The sequence below is a fragment of the Pseudomonas yangonensis genome (assembly GCF_009932725.1).
Classification (GTDB): domain Bacteria; phylum Pseudomonadota; class Gammaproteobacteria; order Pseudomonadales; family Pseudomonadaceae; genus Aquipseudomonas; species Aquipseudomonas yangonensis.
Genome location: NZ_BLJU01000002.1, coordinates 538,303 through 554,100 on the forward strand (window position 1 = coordinate 538,303; position 15,798 = coordinate 554,100).

Genomic DNA, 15,798 nt, shown 5'->3' on the forward strand with positions numbered 1-15,798 from the left:
TCTGGGCAGGCAAAAGCGCCGATATTATGCACGGATTCAGCAGGGCCAGCGTTTTCATATTGTGACCGAAGGTGAGCGCCGGACGCGTTCGCTGCAGCTCGATGAGCAGGGAGGATGGATGCGAACAGGGATGTTGGCGCTGGCCTTGGGGCTGCTCAGCTTGCGCTTTCTACCGAGCCTGCCGTCCGGCTGGCTGCTGCTGGTTTCGGCCTGTGCCGGCCTGGCTTTGTTGTTCTCGCGTCTCTACCCACTGGGGTTCTTTCTGTTGGGGTTGGCGTGGGCCTGCAATTCAGCGCAGTGGGCGCTGGATGATCGCCTCTCCCCGGAGCTCGACGGCCGCACGCTATGGCTGGAGGGACGGGTGGTCGGGCTGCCCGAGGTCTCCGATGGTGTTGTGCGCTTTCTGCTGGAGGAGGCGCACTCGCGTCGCGCCGAGTTGCCGAAAAGCATACGGGTGGCCTGGTATGGCGGGCCACGGGTGCAGGGCGGTGAACGCTGGCGTCTAGCAGTCAACCTGAAGCGCCCACACGGGTTGGTCAATCCGCAGAGTTTCGACTACGAGGCCTGGTTGCTGGCTCAGCGTATTGGCGCCACGGGCACCGTCAAGTCCGGTCAACGTCTTGCGCCAGCCACGGGGCTGGGGAGCTGGCGCGACGGCTTGCGTCAGCAGTTGCTGGCCGCACCGGCTTTTCAGCGAGAAGGCGCTATCGCCGCTTTGGTACTGGGCGACGGATCGGGCTTGAGCACCGGTGATTGGCGCTTGTTGCAGCACACCGGCACGGTGCATCTGATGGTCATTTCCGGACAGCACATCGCGCTGTTGGCCGGCTTTCTTTATGGACTGGTGGCGTTACTGGCGAAGCTCGGCGCATGGCCGGCGCGCTGGCCCTGGCTACCCTGCGCCTGTGCCCTGGCCCTGAGCGGGGCCTTGACCTACGGCTTGTTGGCTGGCTTCGAGGTGCCGGTGCGCAGGGCCTGCGTGATGGTCGCACTGGTGCTGCTGTGGCGTATGCGCTTTCGCCATCTGGGTGCGTGGTGGCCATTATTGCTGGCCTTGATCGTGGTTCTGCTGCTGGAGCCGCTCGCGTCGTTGCAGCCGGGCTTCTGGCTGTCGTTTTCGGCGGTGGCGATTCTGGCTCTGGTGTTTGGCGGTCGGCTCGGCGTCTGGGCTTGGTGGCGTGGGCTGACGCGTGCGCAATGGACCATGGCCATTGGGCTGTTGCCGATGATGTTGATCCTCGGCTTGCCGGTCAGCAGCAGCGGGCCGCTGGCCAACCTGATCGCCGTGCCCTGGGTCGGGTTGGTGGTTGTGCCTCTGGCCTTGCTGGGCACTTTGCTGCTGCCCGTTCCGATGCTGGGCGAAGGGGTGTTGTGGCTGGCCGGTGGCGCGCTGCATCTGCTGTTCGAGTTGCTCGGTATCATCGCCGGCTGGCTGCCCGCCTGGTTGCCCAGTGTTCTGCCGTTGTGGGCGTGGTTGCTGGCAGCAGTCGGCGCGGTACTGCTCCTGTTGCCAGCGGGAGTGCCGCTGCGTCTGCCCGGCCTTGCGCTTCTGCTGCCCGCGCTGCTGTTGCCCACGCCGCGTCTGGAGGATGGCCGTGCCGATGTCTGGGTGCTGGATGTGGGACAGGGGCTGGCGGTGCTGGTGCGCACCCGAGAGCACGCGCTGTTATACGACGCTGGACCGCGCTTCGGTGATTTCGACACCGGCGAGCGTATCGTCCTGCCCTCCTTGCGTGCGCTTAACGTCCGGCAGCTCGACCTCATGCTGCTTAGCCATGCCGACAACGATCATGCCGGCGGCGCTGCAGCGATCAAGGCCGGGATGCCGGTAGCAAGGGTGATCAGCGGTGAACCGCAAAGGCTGGCAGCCGCGCTCGGCGCCGAAGCTTGCGAGTCCGGGCAAAGCTGGCAATGGAACGAGGTGACCTTCAGGTTGTGGCAGTGGGAACGGGCCCGCTCCGGCAACCAGCTGTCATGTGTCCTGCAGATCGAGGCGGCAAGCGAGCGCCTGCTTCTGACCGGCGATATCGACGTGCAGGCCGAACGGGCGCTGATGCAGGCCGGCTTTCCCCTGGCCTCGCAGTGGCTGCTGGCGCCTCATCACGGCAGTCGCACTTCGTCCAGCCAGGCCTTTATCGATGCGGTCGAGGCGCGCCATGTGCTGATCACCCGCAGCCGCCATAACGCCTTTGGCCATCCGCACCCGCAGGTGCTGGAGCGTTACCAGGCGGCGGGCATCGACGTGCATGACACGTCGAATACGGGTGCACTGCATCTGCGCCTGGGTGAATGGCGCGCGCCTCGCGGGTTGCGAAGCGAGGCACGCTTCTGGAGGGAAAAATGAGAAGGAGCTGCGCCCTATGCTAGAGTGGCGCCACTTTTTCGAGGGGGATTCTCTACCGTGTGGGAACTGGTCAAAGCTGGCGGCTGGATGATGCTGCCGATCATTCTCTGTTCCATCGCTGCTGCCGGTATCGTTGCCGAGCGCCTGTGGACCCTGCGGCCCGCCCGCGTCACTCCGGCCAATCTGCTGGCCCAGGTATGGCGCTGGATCAAGGACAAGAAACTCAACAATCAGAAGCTCAAGGAGCTGCGTGAGGATTCGCCGCTGGGGCAGATTCTCGCCGCCGGCCTGGCCAACTCCAAGCATGGTCGCGAGATCATGAAGGAATGCATCGAAGAGGCCGCCGCGCGCGTCATCCATGATCTGGAGCGCTACCTCAACGCCCTCGGCACCATCGCCGGCATCGCACCGCTGCTCGGCCTGCTCGGCACCGTGCTGGGCATGATCGAAATCTTCAGCTCCTTCATGGGCTCGGGCATGGCCAACGCGCCGATGCTCGCCGGAGGCATCTCCAAGGCCCTGATCACCACCGCAGCCGGCCTGATGGTGGCGATTCCGGCACTGTTCTTCCATCGCTACCTGCAGCGCCGCGTCGACGAGCTGGTGGTGGGCATGGAGCAGGAAGCGATCAAGCTGGTGGAAATGGTCCAGGGTGATCGCGACGTCGACCTGGGCGAGGGCAAGGCGTGAAATTCCGGCGTAAACCGCGGGAGAACGTCGAGATCAACCTGGCCTCGTTGATCGACGTGGTATTCATCCTGCTGCTGTTCTTCGTGGTCACCACCACCTTCACCCGCGAGACCCAGCTCAAGGTCGACCTGCCCGAGGCGGCCAGCGGCACGCCGCCGGAGCAGACCGAGCTCAAGCAGGTCGAGGTACTGATCGGTGCCGACGGCGCGTTTTCGGTCAACGGCAAGGCGCTGCTGGAAAGCAACCTGAGCAATCTCATGGCTGCCCTGCAGAAGGAATCCGATGGCGACAACAGCCTGCCGCTGATCATCAGCGCTGACGGCAAGACGCCGCATCAGGCGGTGATCACCGCCATGGACGCCGCTGGCAAGCTGGGCTTCTCGCACCTGCGCATCACCACGGTGGAAGCACAGGAAACTCCCTAAGTGAGCGCCGCCGATCGCCTGCTCGAGGCCTGGTACCGCGGCCACCCGGCGCTGGCGCTGCTGCGCCCGCTGGGGTGGCTTTACCGCCGCGTGGTGCAGGGCAAGCGCGCGCGGTTTCTCGCCGGCGAGGGCGACATCTACAGGGCGCCGGTACCGGTACTGGTGGTGGGCAACATCACCGTCGGCGGCACCGGCAAGACGCCGCTGATTCTCTTTCTGATCGAGCACTGCCGCGCCCGTGGCCTCAAGGTTGGCGTGGTCAGCCGCGGCTATGGCGCCATGCCGCCGAGCCTGCCGTGGCGAGTGCGTGCCGATCAATCGGCCGCACAGGCCGGTGACGAGCCGCTGCTGATCGTCCAGCGTACGGGCGCGCCCTTGATGATCGACCCGGACCGCAGCCGCGCCGTGCGTGCGCTGCTGGCCGAAGAACCACTGGACCTGATCCTCTGCGACGATGGTCTGCAGCACTACCGCCTGGCACGCGATCTGGAGCTGGTGCTGATCGACGCCGCCCGCGGTCTGGGCAATCGCCGCTGCCTGCCGGCCGGGCCGCTGCGCGAGCCGGCCGAGCGTCTGGCTGAGGTGGATGCCGTGCTGTTCAACGGCGCCGACACCGATAGTGCCGAGGGTTACGCCTTTCGCCTGCAGCCGTCCGCGTTGGTCAACCTGGCCAGTGGCGAACGTCTCGGTCTCGAGCACTTCCCGCCCGGCCAGGCCGTGCATGCGGTCGCCGGCATCGGCAACCCGCAGCGTTTCTTCAATACCCTCGAAGCGCTAAACTGGCGCCCGGTTCCGCACCCCTTTGCCGATCATGCGCAGTACGATGCCGCCCAGCTCAGCTTCGAGCCGCCGCTGCCCCTGCTGATGACGGAAAAGGATGCGGTGAAATGCCGGGCCTTCGCCGCCGCCGACTGGTGGTACCTGGCCGTCGACGCCGTGCCCACGCCGGCTTTCGTCGACTGGTTGGACAAGGAGCTGGCTCGCCTCATACCGGGGTCTTGATGACCTCACCAAGGACTGCGCCATGGACCTTAAACTGCTCGACATTCTCGCCTGCCCGATTTGCAAGGGCCCGCTGCAGCTTTCCGAAGACAAGACCGAACTGATCAGCAAGGGTGCCGGCGTGGCCTACCCGATTCGCGACGGTATCCCGGTGATGCTGGAAAGCGAAGCACGCACCCTCAATACCGACGAGCGTCTGGACAAGTAAATGAGCGCAGCCTTCACTGTCGTGATTCCCGCCCGTTACGCCTCCACCCGTCTGCCCGGCAAGCCGCTGCAGGACATCGCCGGCAAGCCGATGGTGCAGCACGTCTGGGAGCAGGCGAGCAAGAGTTCGGCCAGCCGCGTGGTGATCGCCACCGACGATGCGCGCATCGTCGAGGCCTGCAAGGCTTTCGGCGCCGAGGTACTGCTGACTCGCGAGGATCACAACTCCGGCACCGACCGTCTGGCCGAAGTGGCTACCCAGCTCGGCCTGCCGGCCGATGCCATCGTGGTCAACGTGCAGGGTGACGAGCCGCTTATTCCGCCTGTGATCATCGATCAGGTGGCGGCCAACCTGGCGGCCAACCCGCAGGCAGGCATCGCCACCCTGGCCGAGCCCATCGAAGACGTCACCGCGCTGTTCAACCCCAATGTGGTCAAGGTGGTCGCCGACAAGCATGGCCTGGCCCTGACCTTCAGTCGCGCGCCGCTGGCCTGGGCGCGCGACGCCTTTGCCAAGAGCCGCGACGTGCTGCCGCAAGGCGTGCCGTACCGCCGTCATATCGGCATCTATGCCTACCGCGCGGGCTTCCTGCATGACTTCGTCGCCTGGGGCCCGTGCTGGCTGGAAGATACCGAGTGCCTGGAGCAGCTGCGCGCGTTGTACAACGGTGTGCGTATCCATGTCGCCGATGCCCTCGAAGCACCGGCTGCCGGTGTCGATACCGCCGAAGACCTGGAGCGGGTGCGCCACCTGCTGGGGGCCTGATGAAGGTCCTGTTCGTTTGTCTGGGCAACATCTGCCGTTCGCCCACGGCTGAAGGCGTTTTCCGTCACAAGCTGCGTGCGGCAGGGCTGGACGATCGGGTGCAGGTGGATTCCGCCGGCACCGGCGACTGGCACGTCGGCAAGGCGCCGGACAGTCGTACGCGCCAGGCCGCGCTGCGCCGTGGCTATGATCTGTCCGCGCAGCGTGCGCGTCAGGTCGAGGCCGCTGATTTTCAGCGCTTCGACCTTATCCTGGCCATGGATCAGAGCAATCTGCGCAATCTCAAGGCGCTGCGCCCGGCCGAAGCCCGCGCCGATCTGGATCTGTACCTGCGTCGCTATGAGCTGGCGCTGGATGAGGTGCCCGACCCGTACTACGGCGGCGAAGAGGGCTTCGAGCAGGTGCTGGACCTGATCGAGCAGGCCAGCGATGCGCTGCTGAACGAAATCAAGGGGCGCCTGTGACTCTGAATCTGCAGAGCGACGTTTCGCTCAAGGCCTTCAACAGCTTTGGCGTCGATGTACGCGCACGCTGTTTCGCTGAAGCCCACAACGATGACGATGTTCGCGAGGCGCTGAACCTGGCAAATCAGCAGGGCTTGCCGCTGCTGGTGATCGGCGGTGGCAGCAACCTGCTGCTGACCCGCGATGTCGAGGCGCTGGTGCTGCGCATGGCCAGCCGTGGCATTCGCATCCTCGAGGACGATGGCGAGCAGGTGCTGGTGGAGGCCGAAGCCGGCGAGCCCTGGCATCCGTTCGTGCAGTGGAGCCTGGCACAGGGCCTGAACGGTCTGGAAAACCTCAGCCTGATTCCCGGCACCGTGGGCGCCGCGCCGATGCAGAACATCGGCGCCTATGGTGTGGAAATCAAGGATCTGTTCGCCGGCCTGACCGCGCTGGATCGGCATACCGGCGAGCTGCGCGATTTCGCTCTGGAGGAATGCGCCTTCGCCTATCGCGACAGCCTGTTCAAGCGCGAAGCCGGGCGCTGGCTGATCCTGCGCGTGCGCTTTTGTTTGAGTCGCCTGGCTTCGTTGCGCCTGGACTACGGTCCAGTGCGCCAGCGCCTTGCCGAAATGGGCGTGGAAGTGCCGACTGCCAGCGACGTCAGCCAGGCCATCTGCGCCATTCGCAGCGAAAAGCTGCCCAATCCCGCTGAACTGGGCAATGCCGGCAGTTTCTTCAAGAACCCGGTGGTGTCGTTCGAGCTGGCCGCGCGCATCCGTGGCGAGCATGCCGATCTGGTCAGCTATCCGGCGGGCGATGGTCTGGTGAAGCTGGCCGCCGGCTGGCTGATCGAGCGGGCAGGGTGGAAGGGGGTGCGCGAGGGTGATGCCGGCGTGCATCGTCTGCAGGCGCTGGTGCTGGTCAACTACGGCAGCGCCACAGGTGCGCAACTGCTGCAGCTGGCGCAGCGCATCCAGAGCGATATCTTGCAGCGTTTTGGCGTAGCGCTGGAAATCGAACCGAACGTGCTTTGAGCGTTGCCCCAGGCGTGATCCGGCAGCCGCCGCCCCCGGATTGCATCCGGGCTACCAGTGACGGAAATGAAAAAGGGGATGCCTAGGCATCCCCTTTTTAGTGACCGCAGGAGGATCAAGCCTGAGGCTTGACCTCCTCCTTGTCGGCTGGCGTTTCTTCTTCCGGCTGCGCTTGCTCTACCGCTTCGCTCACGCTTTGCTCGCTGACGACAGAGCTGGTTTCGGCTTCAGCGACCGGCTCCACCGCAGGAGCGGTTTCGACTGCAGCGGCTTCGGCTTCTGCCGGGGCGCTTGCTTCAGCGAACGGAGCGGCGTCGACTACTGGGGCAGCTTCTACAGCCGGGGCTGCAGCAGCGGCTTGAGCAGCTTCGCGGGCCAGACGCTCGGCTTCACGCTGACGACGACGCACTTCGCGCGGATCGTTCGGTGCACGGCCGGTGGCATTGGCGGCTACCGGTGCCGGAGCGGGTGCCGGCTCGACCGGAGCCGGGGCAGGCTGAACGGCTTCGGCAACCGGCTCGGCCTGAACTGCAGGCTCGGCGGTCGGCGCTTCGGCGACAACAGGTGCTTCGGCTGCAGCAGCCGGTTCGGCTTCCTGCGCTTTCTCCGCGACCGGAGCGCTTTCGGCCACTTCCACCGCGACCGCATCGACTTTCACCTCGACCGCTTCAGCGGCTGGTGCTTCAGCTTGAGCGGGCGCTTCAGCAGTCGGAGCTTCGCTGGCGACGTTCTCGCTGCTGTCGACGCTTTCGGCAACCACTGCAGCGGCTGTCGCCACGGCAGCAGCTGGGACAGCTGCCTGAGCGGCAGTCTGAGCTTCGTTACCGGCGGCTTCGCTGTTCTCGGCGCTTTCGATCAGGTTGCCGTCGGCATCACGCTGACGCTCGCGACGGTTGCTGCGGCGACGCTGACCACGGGAGCGGCGGCGCGGGCGCTCACCGTCATTGTTGTCCTGCTCGTCATCCTGCAGCTGCTCTTCATTCGGCAGTGCTTCATCCTGCAGAGCCTCGGCCTGCTCGGCACGCGGCTGACGTTCTTCGCGCGGCGGACGCTGACGTTCCTGGCGCTCGACCCGCGGCTGGCGCTCGGCACGCTCTTCGCGTTGCTCGTTACCGGCGTCCAACGGCTCGCGCAGTTCACGTACGCGCTCTTCACGCGGGGCACGCTCTTCGCGCGGCTTGCGCTCGCGACGGTTTTCCTGGCCTTCGCGCGGCTCGCGTGGGGCACGCTCTTCACGCGGAGCACGCTCTTCGCGAGGTTGGCGCTCTTCACGCGGTTCACGGGCCTGACGCTCTTCACGCGGTGCGCGCTCTTCGCGCGGCTTGCGTTCGTCATCGCGGCGACCGCCACGGTTACGGCTCTGCTGGCGACCGTTGCGACGCTCTTCGCGCGGCGGACGCTCATTGCTCTTCTTCTCGGTAACCGCAGGCTGGGTCTCTTCTTCCTTGCCGGCGAAGAGACTGACCAGGGACTTCACCAGGCCCTTGAACAGGCTCGGCTCAGGCGATTTGGTCGGAGCCAGTGGCGCCGGTTGCGGTTCGGCGGCAACCGGAGCGCTGCTGCGCGGTGCGGCCTTGATCGCGGCTTCCTGGCGAACCAGGGTGCGGGTCGCTGCGGTCGGGTGAGCGGCAGCTTCCTCGTTTTCCGCGGTGGCGGCGATCTCGTAGCTGGTCTGGCCGCTCAGCGCCTCCGGGCTGTCGTCACGCAGACGCTGTACTTCGAAATGCGGAGTTTCCAGGTGATCGTTGGGCAGGATCACGATGCGCGCACGGGTGCGCAGTTCGATCTTGGTGATCGAGTTGCGCTTCTCGTTGAGCAGGAAGGCAGCGACCGGGATCGGTACCTGAGCGCGGACTTCGGCGGTGCGATCCTTCAGCGCTTCTTCTTCGATCAGGCGCAGGATGGCCAGCGACAGGGATTCCACGTCGCGGATGATGCCTTGGCCGTTGCAGCGCGGGCAGACGATGCCGCTGGTCTCGCCCAGGGACGGACGCAGACGCTGACGGGACATTTCCAGCAGGCCGAAGCGCGAGATGCGACCGACCTGAACGCGGGCACGGTCGGCGGCCAGGGCTTCACGTACCTTGTCTTCGACGGCGCGCTGGTTCTTGGTCGGCGTCATGTCGATGAAGTCGATGACGATCAGGCCGCCGATGTCGCGCAGGCGCAGCTGACGGGCGATTTCTTCGGCCGCTTCCAGGTTGGTCTGCAGCGCGGTTTCCTCGATGTCGCTGCCCTTGGTGGCGCGCGCCGAGTTGATGTCGATGGAAACCAGGGCTTCGGTCGGGTCGATGACGATGGAGCCACCGGACGGCAGCTTCACTTCGCGCTGGAAGGCGGTCTCGATCTGGCTTTCGATCTGGAAGCGGTTGAACAGCGGCACGCTGTCTTCGTACAGCTTGATCTTGCTGGCGTATTGCGGCATCACCTGCTGGATGAAGGCAAGCGCTTCTTCCTGGGCTTCGACGCTGTCGACCAGCACTTCGCCGATGTCCTGGCGCAGGTAGTCGCGGATGGCGCGGATGATGACATTGGATTCCTGGTAGATCAGGAACGGGGCAGGGCGGCTGGTGGAGGCTTCCTTGATGGCGCTCCACAGTTGCAGCAGGTAGTCGAGGTCCCACTGCATTTCTTCGCTGGAGCGGCCCAGACCGGCGGTGCGAACGATCAGACCCATGTCGGCCGGAGCGTTGAGGCCGTTCAGTGCTTCGCGCAGTTCGTTGCGCTCTTCGCCTTCGATGCGGCGAGAGATGCCGCCGGCACGCGGGTTGTTCGGCATCAGCACCAGGTAACGGCCGGCCAGGCTGATGAAGGTGGTCAGGGCTGCGCCCTTGTTGCCGCGCTCTTCCTTCTCGACCTGGACGATGACTTCCTGGCCTTCCTTGAGCACGTCCTTGATGTTGATGCGGCCGCCTTCAGGGGCCTTGGAGAAGTATTCGCGGGAGATTTCTTTGAGGGGGAGGAAGCCGTGGCGTTCTGAGCCGAAGTCGACGAAGGCGGCTTCGAGGCTGGGTTCTACGCGGGTGATGCGGCCTTTGTAGATATTGGCCTTCTTCTGTTCGCGGGCGCCGGACTCGATGTCCAGATCGTAGAGTTTTTGGCCATCTACCAGGGCAACACGCAACTCTTCAGGCTGAGTCGCGTTAATTAGCATTCTTTTCATGTGGTACCAATGGGTTCCGGGGCTAGCGGAAGCCACGTTAGGCACACACGACTCTCAGGGTCGGTGTCAGGCGCGTCAGAAACGGTCGTAAATCGTTCCACTGTCGAGCGACGGCCTGCCATCAGAGGCTGCGGTCGCGACGGACGTCTCCTGCTTGCTGTGGTGACAGAAGCACTCAGTCAGGAAGAGGAATCAACTGGCGGTAGCGGACGAGATGAGGCGTCTTTGATCAAGCGATATGCTACGCAGTCCGACAGTTGTACATCTCCACCCTACACGTATCGCTGAAAATCGGGTGCCGCGCGCGGATTCCGCAGCGGTTGTCATTTACCGCGACCGCCCTGCGGGCGAATCGCGCATCATACTCAAGGCTTTATTTCCGAAATCTTCATGGCCTTTTGCGGCCTTTCTAACCTGAAGAATCCGTGGGACGGCCTCACGTCCAAGTAAGGTTTGCGCGGGCAGGGGATGGCAAGTTTGGCAATCATCCACAAGCCAGGCCACTTTTGGCGGCGTTCGCGACTATAGCAGCAATGATTAAGTGCTTCAATTCCATAAAAAATTGTTATGATTGCGCGATGACTACTCCTGCCTCTCCAACCTCCGGCGTCCAGCTGATCGAGGTTGCACCGGAACTCGCCGGCCAACGCATCGACAATTTCCTTCGGGCTCAGCTCAAGGGCGTGCCCAAGACCCTGATCTACCGCATTCTGCGCAAGGGCGAGGTGCGTGTGAACAAGGGGCGGATCAAGCCCGAATACAAACTCCAGGCCGGCGATGTGGTGCGCGTGCCACCGCTGCGCCTTGCCGAGCGCGACGAGCCCGAGCCGCTGGCGCAGGGGCTGCTCGAGCGTCTCGAGGCAGCGATCGTCTACGAGGACAAGGCGCTGATCGTGCTGAACAAGCCGGCCGGCATCGCCGTGCATGGTGGCAGTGGCTTGAATTACGGGGTGATCGAGGCCTTCCGTCAGCTGCGCCCTGATGCCAAGGATCTGGAACTGGTTCATCGCCTGGATCGCGATACGTCCGGTCTTCTGATGATCGCCAAGAAGCGCAGCATGTTGCGTCATCTGCATGAGCAGCTGCGAGGCGATGGCGTCGACAAGCGCTACATGGCGCTGGTGCGCGGCCACTGGGCGACAGCCAGGAAGCAGGTCAATGCGCCGCTGCAGAAGAGCAACCTGCGCTCCGGCGAGCGCATGGTCGAGGTCGATGACGAGGGCAAGGAGGCGCTGACGTTGTTCCGCGTGCTGCGCCGCTTCGGTGATTTCGCCACGCTGGTCGAGGCCAAGCCGGTGACCGGCCGCACTCACCAGATTCGCGTGCACGCCAAGCATGCCGGGCACTCCATCGCTGGTGACTCCAAATACGGTGATGACGAGTTCACCCGCGAGATTCGCGAATTGGGTGGCAAGCGCCTGTTCCTGCATGCCTACGAATTGCATGTGCCGCTGCCTGAGGGTGGAGTGCTGAAGCTCGAGGCGCCAGTGGATGAGATGTGGGCCAGGACCCTGGAGCGGCTCAGTGCCTGACTATCAACTGCTGATCTTCGACTGGGACGGCACGCTGGTGGACTCCATCGGCCGTATCGTCGAAGCCATGCATCGAGCCGCCGATGTGACGGGCGTGCCGCGCTGCACGGATGTCGCAGTGCGCGGCATCATTGGGCTGGAACTGGGGGTGGCGATTCGCACGCTCTATCCGGAACTCGATGAGCCGTTGCGTATCGAAGCCATCCGTAGCGCCTACAGTGAGCAGTATCTGGCGCTGGAAACCGAGCCTTCACCGTTATTCGACGGTGTGAGCGAGTCGCTCGAAGCCTTTCGCGAGCAGGGTTATCAATTGGCTGTCGCGACCGGCAAGGGGCGCAAGGGGCTGCATCGGGTACTGGCCGACAAGGGTTGGTTGGATTACTTCGATATCACCCGTTGCGCTGACGAGACGGCGAGCAAGCCCGATCCGCTGATGCTGCACGAGATTCTTGCACATTGCCGGGTGCAGCCTGAGCGCGCGCTGATGGTCGGAGACTCGACCTTCGATCTCTTGATGGCGCGCAATGCGGGGATGGATGCGGTTGCGGTGGGTTTTGGTGCGCAGCCGCTGTCGCTGTTGCGCGAATGCTCGCCGCGACTGGCGATCAACGAATTTAATGAGCTGCGTGCATGGCTGGAAGGCTATCGCGCGCAGCGTTCTGCAGAGGTGAGTGAGCATGTCGGATGAGTGGAAGTCATCGTCTTCGTCGGGCGAGGATGCCAAGAGCTGGAAGCTGCTGGAGAAAGCCCTGCTTTCCAGCGTTCAGGAGCAGCGCCGTTCGCGTCGCTGGGGCATCTTTTTCAAGCTGCTGACCTTTATCTATCTGTTCGGCGCATTGGCATTGGTGTTGCCGGCGCTCGATCTGAAATCGGCCTCGACCACCACCGCTCATACCGCGCTGATCGAAATTCGCGGCATGATCGCCGATCGCGAGGAGGCCAGTGCCGACAAGGTCGTGGGTAGCCTGCGTGCGGCTTTCGAAGATACCAATACCAAGGGCGTGATCCTGCGCATCAACAGCCCTGGCGGAAGTCCGGTGCAGTCCGGCTATATCTATGACGAGATTCGCCGCCTGCGCGGCGAGTACCCGCAGACCAAGGTCTATGCGGTGATCAGTGACCTGGGGGCCTCTGGTGCCTATTACATCGCCAGTGCGGCCGATGAGATCTATGCCGACAAGGCGAGTCTGGTCGGTTCCATCGGTGTCACGGCAGCCAGTTTCGGCTTCGTCGAAACCATGGAGAAGCTCGGCGTCGAGCGTCGCGTCTACACCTCGGGTGAGCACAAGGCATTCCTCGATCCGTTCCAGCCGCAGAAGGAAGAGGAAACCCGTTTCTGGAAAACCGTGCTCGATACCACTCATCGCCAGTTCATCGACAGTGTGAAGAAGGGGCGTGGTGATCGTCTCAAGGCAGACGAGCATCCCGAGTTGTTCTCGGGGTTGGTCTGGTCTGGCGAGCAGGCGCTGCAACTTGGGTTGGTCGACGCGCTGGGCAGTGCCAGCTACGTGGCGCGTGAAGTGATCGGCGAGAAGGAAATGGTCGATTTCACCCAACGTGACACGCCGTTCGACCGTTTCGCCAAGCGCCTGGGTACCAGTGTGGCCGATCGCATTGCGTTGTGGATGGGCTTCCAGGGGCCGACGCTGCGCTGATTCTGTAGGAGAGAATTTATTCGCGAATAAATTCTCTCCTGGCAGATATTGGCGGGTTGCACCCGCCCTACGGAATCTCCACGCCCTCGTTCAGCAGCATGTCCACCAGGCGAATCAGCGGCAGGCCGATCAGGCTGGTGGCGTCCTCGCCCTCGGTGCTGCGGAACAGGCTGATACCCAGTCCTTCGGACTTGAAGCTGCCGGCACAGTCGAATGGCTGCTCGCGTTGCAGGTAGCGCAGAATCTGCTCGTCGCTGAGCGGGCGGAAATGTACGGTAAAGGGCACGCAGTCCACCTGGCACCTACCGGTACTGGTATTGAGCAATGCCAGGCCGGTCAGAAAGGTAACACTGCTGCCGCTGGCGGCGCGCAGCTGTTGCTGGGCTCTTGGCAGGTCGTGTGGCTTGCCGAGTATCTGGCCGTTGCCCAGTACGGCGACCTGGTCAGAGCCGATGATCAGGAGGTCGGGTTGGTCGGTGGCGAGGGCGCGGGCCTTTTCTTCGGCCAGGCGCTTGACCAGATCGATGGCCGCTTCGCCCTCTCGTCGGCTTTCGTCGATGCTGGGCGACTGCCAGGTGAAGGGCAGTCGCAGGCGTTCGAGCAGCTCGCGGCGGTAGGGGGAGCTGGAGGCGAGCAGCAGCGCGGGCATGTTCTTTTCCTTTTATATATGTCTGCAGGCGGGCGGGAAATTCTACTGATCGTTGCTATTGGACGACAGGCCGAATTTCCTTTGACATGGGCAGGGTGCATCCCTAGAATGCTGCGCCTATGTTGAATGGGCCGATTCCACCTCACGTTGATCCGCGCAAGCTCGCCGACCGCGAAGCTACCCTCGAAGGGCAGCTCGAACTGGCCAGCCTGCCGCGTCTCTGCGACCCGCTTGCCGATACGGCTGGCACGGTGCAGGCGAAATTTCATTTCGGGCGTGACGAGCAGAAAACTGTGGTGATCCGCAGTGAGCTCGAGGTTGAGGTCAAAATGGTCTGCCAGCGTTGTCTGGAGCTGGTCGCGCTACCCATCCGCAGCGAATGTGAATACGCGGTGGTTCGGGTTGGAGCGAACACTCAGTCCTTGCCGAAGGGCTACGACGTGCTGGAAGTGGGTGAAGAGCCGCTGGAGCTGCTCGGTCTGGTCGAGGATGAATTGCTTCTCGCCCTGCCGATCGTTCCTGCTCATGCCCCAGGTGATTGCCAGCAGCCGGACGGTCTCGATGAGCCCGAGCCGGGCGAGGACGAGGTATCGCGGTCCAACCCGTTCAGTGTATTGGCGCAGTTAAAGCGTGACCCAAACGTTTAGGAGTTAATGAGTTATGGCTGTTCAGCAGAACAAAAAATCCCGTTCCGCCCGCGACATGCGTCGTTCGCACGACGCTCTCGAGGCCAGCACCCTGTCCGTAGAGAAGAGCACCGGTGAAGTTCACCTGCGCCACCACGTTTCTCCGGAAGGCGTGTACCGCGGTCGCAAAGTGATCGACAAGGGCGCTGACGAGTAATCCTTGTCCGCCTCGATCATCGCGATTGATGCAATGGGTGGGGACTTCGGTCCCCACTGCATTGTTCCGGCCTGCACTTCTGCGCTGGCTGAATTCCCCTCGCTGCACCTGGCTCTCGTCGGCCAAGCTCCCCTCATCGAAGAACAGCTCGCTCGCCAGTCCGGCGTCGATCGCTCGCGCCTGCAGGTTCATCACGCCAGTGAAGTGATCGCCATGGACGAGCGTCCGGCTCAGGCCTTGCGCGGCAAGCCCGATGCCTCGATGCGCGTGGCCCTGGAGCTGGTACGTCAGCGTCAGGCGCATGCCTGCGTCAGTGCCGGTAATACCGGTGCGCTTATGGCGCTTTCGCGTTATGTGCTCAAGACGCTGCCAGGTATCGACCGGCCGGCCATGGTCAGCCCGATTCCGACCGAGCGGGGCCATTGTTACCTGCTGGATCTGGGCGCCAATGTCGACTGCAGTGCCGAGCATCTCTATCAGTTCGCGATCATGGGCGCCGTGGCGGCCGAGACGCTGGGTGTGTCTCGGCCGCGGGTCGCCTTGCTCAATGTCGGTACCGAAGACATCAAGGGCAATCAGCAGGTCAAGCTGGCCGCCAGCCTGCTGCAGCAGGCGAGCGGGCTGAACTTCATCGGCTATATAGAAGGCGATGGAGTGTACCGTGGCGAAGCCGATGTCGTGGTGTGCGACGGCTTTGTCGGCAACATCCTGCTCAAGTCCAGCGAAGGCCTGGCGAAGATGATCACTGGCCGGGTCGAGACGCTGTTCAATGAGGGGTTGTTCGCTCAGGCGGTCGGGGCTTTGGCGATGCCGCTGCTGCGCCGTCTCAAGGCCGACCTGGCTCCCGCTCGGCACAATGGCGCGAGCTTTCTCGGGCTGCAGGGCATCGTGGTCAAGAGCCATGGCGCGGCGGGGCAGGAGAGCTTTCAGAGCGCCATTCGCTGTGCGCTGCGTGAGGTGCAGGAAAATTTGCCGCAGCGACTGCATGGTCGACTTGAGGACTTGTTGCTGTAGACTCGTCGCGTTTTCAGGGTATGGGCTG

At 63.7% G+C, this 15,798-nt stretch carries 16 protein-coding genes; 14 read left to right on the top strand and 2 right to left on the bottom strand.

Going from position 1 to position 15,798, the window contains the following annotated elements:
- Positions 1–118 precede the first annotated feature (118 nt).
- From GYB81_RS04200 to murB, 8 genes are read left to right on the top strand one after another with little or no spacing between them, the layout of a single operon-like run.
- Complete coding sequence (locus GYB81_RS04200) at positions 119–2,344, top strand: DNA internalization-related competence protein ComEC/Rec2 (RefSeq protein ID WP_233787476.1); 2,226 nt, start codon at positions 119–121, stop codon at positions 2,342–2,344.
- A gap of 57 nt (positions 2,345–2,401) precedes the next feature.
- Positions 2,402–3,034 carry a flagellar polar localization protein PocA gene (gene pocA / locus GYB81_RS04205; protein ID WP_013714801.1) on the top strand — a complete coding sequence of 211 codons (633 nt, stop codon included), beginning with the start codon at positions 2,402–2,404 and terminating at the stop codon, positions 3,032–3,034.
- Entirely contained in the window at positions 3,031–3,459 is a 429-nt protein-coding gene (pocB, locus tag GYB81_RS04210; protein ID WP_090426166.1) for a flagellar polar localization protein PocB, read from the top strand. The genes pocA and pocB overlap by 4 nt, the downstream gene beginning before the upstream one ends.
- The gene (gene lpxK / locus GYB81_RS04215) at positions 3,460–4,461 is read left to right on the top strand and encodes a tetraacyldisaccharide 4'-kinase (protein ID WP_161866458.1); all 1,002 of its coding nucleotides are present in this window, start codon (positions 3,460–3,462) and stop codon (positions 4,459–4,461) included.
- A gap of 22 nt (positions 4,462–4,483) precedes the next feature.
- Positions 4,484–4,669 (top strand): Trm112 family protein, encoded by a 186-nt coding sequence (locus GYB81_RS04220; RefSeq protein WP_013714804.1) that lies wholly within the window; start codon positions 4,484–4,486, stop codon positions 4,667–4,669.
- Positions 4,670–5,434: a 3-deoxy-manno-octulosonate cytidylyltransferase gene (gene kdsB, locus GYB81_RS04225; protein WP_161866457.1), complete on the top strand. Its 765-nt coding sequence runs from the start codon at positions 4,670–4,672 to the stop codon at positions 5,432–5,434.
- Positions 5,434–5,898, top strand: coding sequence for a low molecular weight protein-tyrosine-phosphatase (locus tag GYB81_RS04230; RefSeq protein WP_161866456.1), 465 nt, complete (start codon positions 5,434–5,436; stop codon positions 5,896–5,898). Before kdsB ends, GYB81_RS04230 begins: the two co-directional genes overlap by 1 nt.
- Positions 5,895–6,914: a UDP-N-acetylmuramate dehydrogenase gene (murB, locus tag GYB81_RS04235; protein WP_161866455.1), complete on the top strand. Its 1,020-nt coding sequence runs from the start codon at positions 5,895–5,897 to the stop codon at positions 6,912–6,914. Before GYB81_RS04230 ends, murB begins: the two co-directional genes overlap by 4 nt.
- Before the next feature lie 115 nt (positions 6,915–7,029).
- Here murB and rne read toward each other — a convergent pair whose 3' ends face one another.
- Complete coding sequence (gene rne, locus GYB81_RS04240; protein ID WP_161866454.1) at positions 7,030–10,077, bottom strand: ribonuclease E; 3,048 nt, start codon at positions 10,075–10,077, stop codon at positions 7,030–7,032.
- A gap of 578 nt (positions 10,078–10,655) precedes the next feature.
- On the opposite strand from rne, the gene rluC reads away from it, so the two are divergent.
- From rluC to sppA, 3 genes are read left to right on the top strand one after another with little or no spacing between them, the layout of a single operon-like run.
- On the top strand, positions 10,656–11,609 hold the full coding sequence (rluC, locus tag GYB81_RS04245) for a 23S rRNA pseudouridine(955/2504/2580) synthase RluC (RefSeq protein WP_161866453.1): 954 nt from the start codon (positions 10,656–10,658) through the stop codon (positions 11,607–11,609).
- Complete coding sequence (locus GYB81_RS04250) at positions 11,602–12,297, top strand: HAD-IA family hydrolase (protein ID WP_161866452.1); 696 nt, start codon at positions 11,602–11,604, stop codon at positions 12,295–12,297. The genes rluC and GYB81_RS04250 overlap by 8 nt, the downstream gene beginning before the upstream one ends.
- Complete coding sequence (sppA, locus tag GYB81_RS04255; RefSeq protein ID WP_013714811.1) at positions 12,287–13,264, top strand: signal peptide peptidase SppA; 978 nt, start codon at positions 12,287–12,289, stop codon at positions 13,262–13,264. Before GYB81_RS04250 ends, sppA begins: the two co-directional genes overlap by 11 nt.
- A gap of 67 nt (positions 13,265–13,331) precedes the next feature.
- On the opposite strand, the gene GYB81_RS04260 is transcribed toward sppA, so the two are convergent.
- On the bottom strand, positions 13,332–13,913 hold the full coding sequence (locus GYB81_RS04260) for a Maf family protein (RefSeq protein ID WP_161866451.1): 582 nt from the start codon (positions 13,911–13,913) through the stop codon (positions 13,332–13,334).
- A 119-nt stretch (positions 13,914–14,032) separates the two neighbouring features.
- Between GYB81_RS04260 and GYB81_RS04265 the strand changes: the two genes are divergently transcribed.
- From GYB81_RS04265 to plsX, 3 genes are read left to right on the top strand one after another with little or no spacing between them, the layout of a single operon-like run.
- Positions 14,033–14,560 (top strand): YceD family protein, encoded by a 528-nt coding sequence (locus GYB81_RS04265; RefSeq protein WP_003245186.1) that lies wholly within the window; start codon positions 14,033–14,035, stop codon positions 14,558–14,560.
- Positions 14,561–14,573: 13 nt separating this feature from the next.
- Positions 14,574–14,756, top strand: coding sequence for a 50S ribosomal protein L32 (rpmF, locus tag GYB81_RS04270; RefSeq protein WP_003245185.1), 183 nt, complete (start codon positions 14,574–14,576; stop codon positions 14,754–14,756).
- A 3-nt stretch (positions 14,757–14,759) separates the two neighbouring features.
- Positions 14,760–15,770 (top strand): phosphate acyltransferase PlsX, encoded by a 1,011-nt coding sequence (gene plsX, locus GYB81_RS04275; RefSeq protein WP_161866450.1) that lies wholly within the window; start codon positions 14,760–14,762, stop codon positions 15,768–15,770.
- Positions 15,771–15,798: the final 28 nt, after the last annotated feature.

What these genes read in the sequence shown, in the direction of transcription:
- rluC (WP_161866453.1), top strand. Translation starts at nt 10,656, where the DNA reads ATGACTACTCCTGCCTCTCCAACCTCCGGCGTCCAGCTGATCGAGGTT.
- kdsB (WP_161866457.1), top strand. Translation starts at nt 4,670, where the DNA reads ATGAGCGCAGCCTTCACTGTCGTGATTCCCGCCCGTTACGCCTCCACC.
- sppA (WP_013714811.1), top strand. Translation starts at nt 12,287, where the DNA reads ATGTCGGATGAGTGGAAGTCATCGTCTTCGTCGGGCGAGGATGCCAAG.
- GYB81_RS04230 (WP_161866456.1), top strand. Translation starts at nt 5,434, where the DNA reads ATGAAGGTCCTGTTCGTTTGTCTGGGCAACATCTGCCGTTCGCCCACG.
- GYB81_RS04220 (WP_013714804.1), top strand. Translation starts at nt 4,484, where the DNA reads ATGGACCTTAAACTGCTCGACATTCTCGCCTGCCCGATTTGCAAGGGC.
- GYB81_RS04265 (WP_003245186.1), top strand. Translation starts at nt 14,033, where the DNA reads ATGTTGAATGGGCCGATTCCACCTCACGTTGATCCGCGCAAGCTCGCC.
- GYB81_RS04260 (WP_161866451.1), bottom strand. Translation starts at nt 13,913, where the DNA reads ATGCCCGCGCTGCTGCTCGCCTCCAGCTCCCCCTACCGCCGCGAGCTG.
- GYB81_RS04200 (WP_233787476.1), top strand. Translation starts at nt 119, where the DNA reads ATGCGAACAGGGATGTTGGCGCTGGCCTTGGGGCTGCTCAGCTTGCGC.
- rpmF (WP_003245185.1), top strand. Translation starts at nt 14,574, where the DNA reads ATGGCTGTTCAGCAGAACAAAAAATCCCGTTCCGCCCGCGACATGCGT.
- rne (WP_161866454.1), bottom strand. Translation starts at nt 10,077, where the DNA reads ATGAAAAGAATGCTAATTAACGCGACTCAGCCTGAAGAGTTGCGTGTT.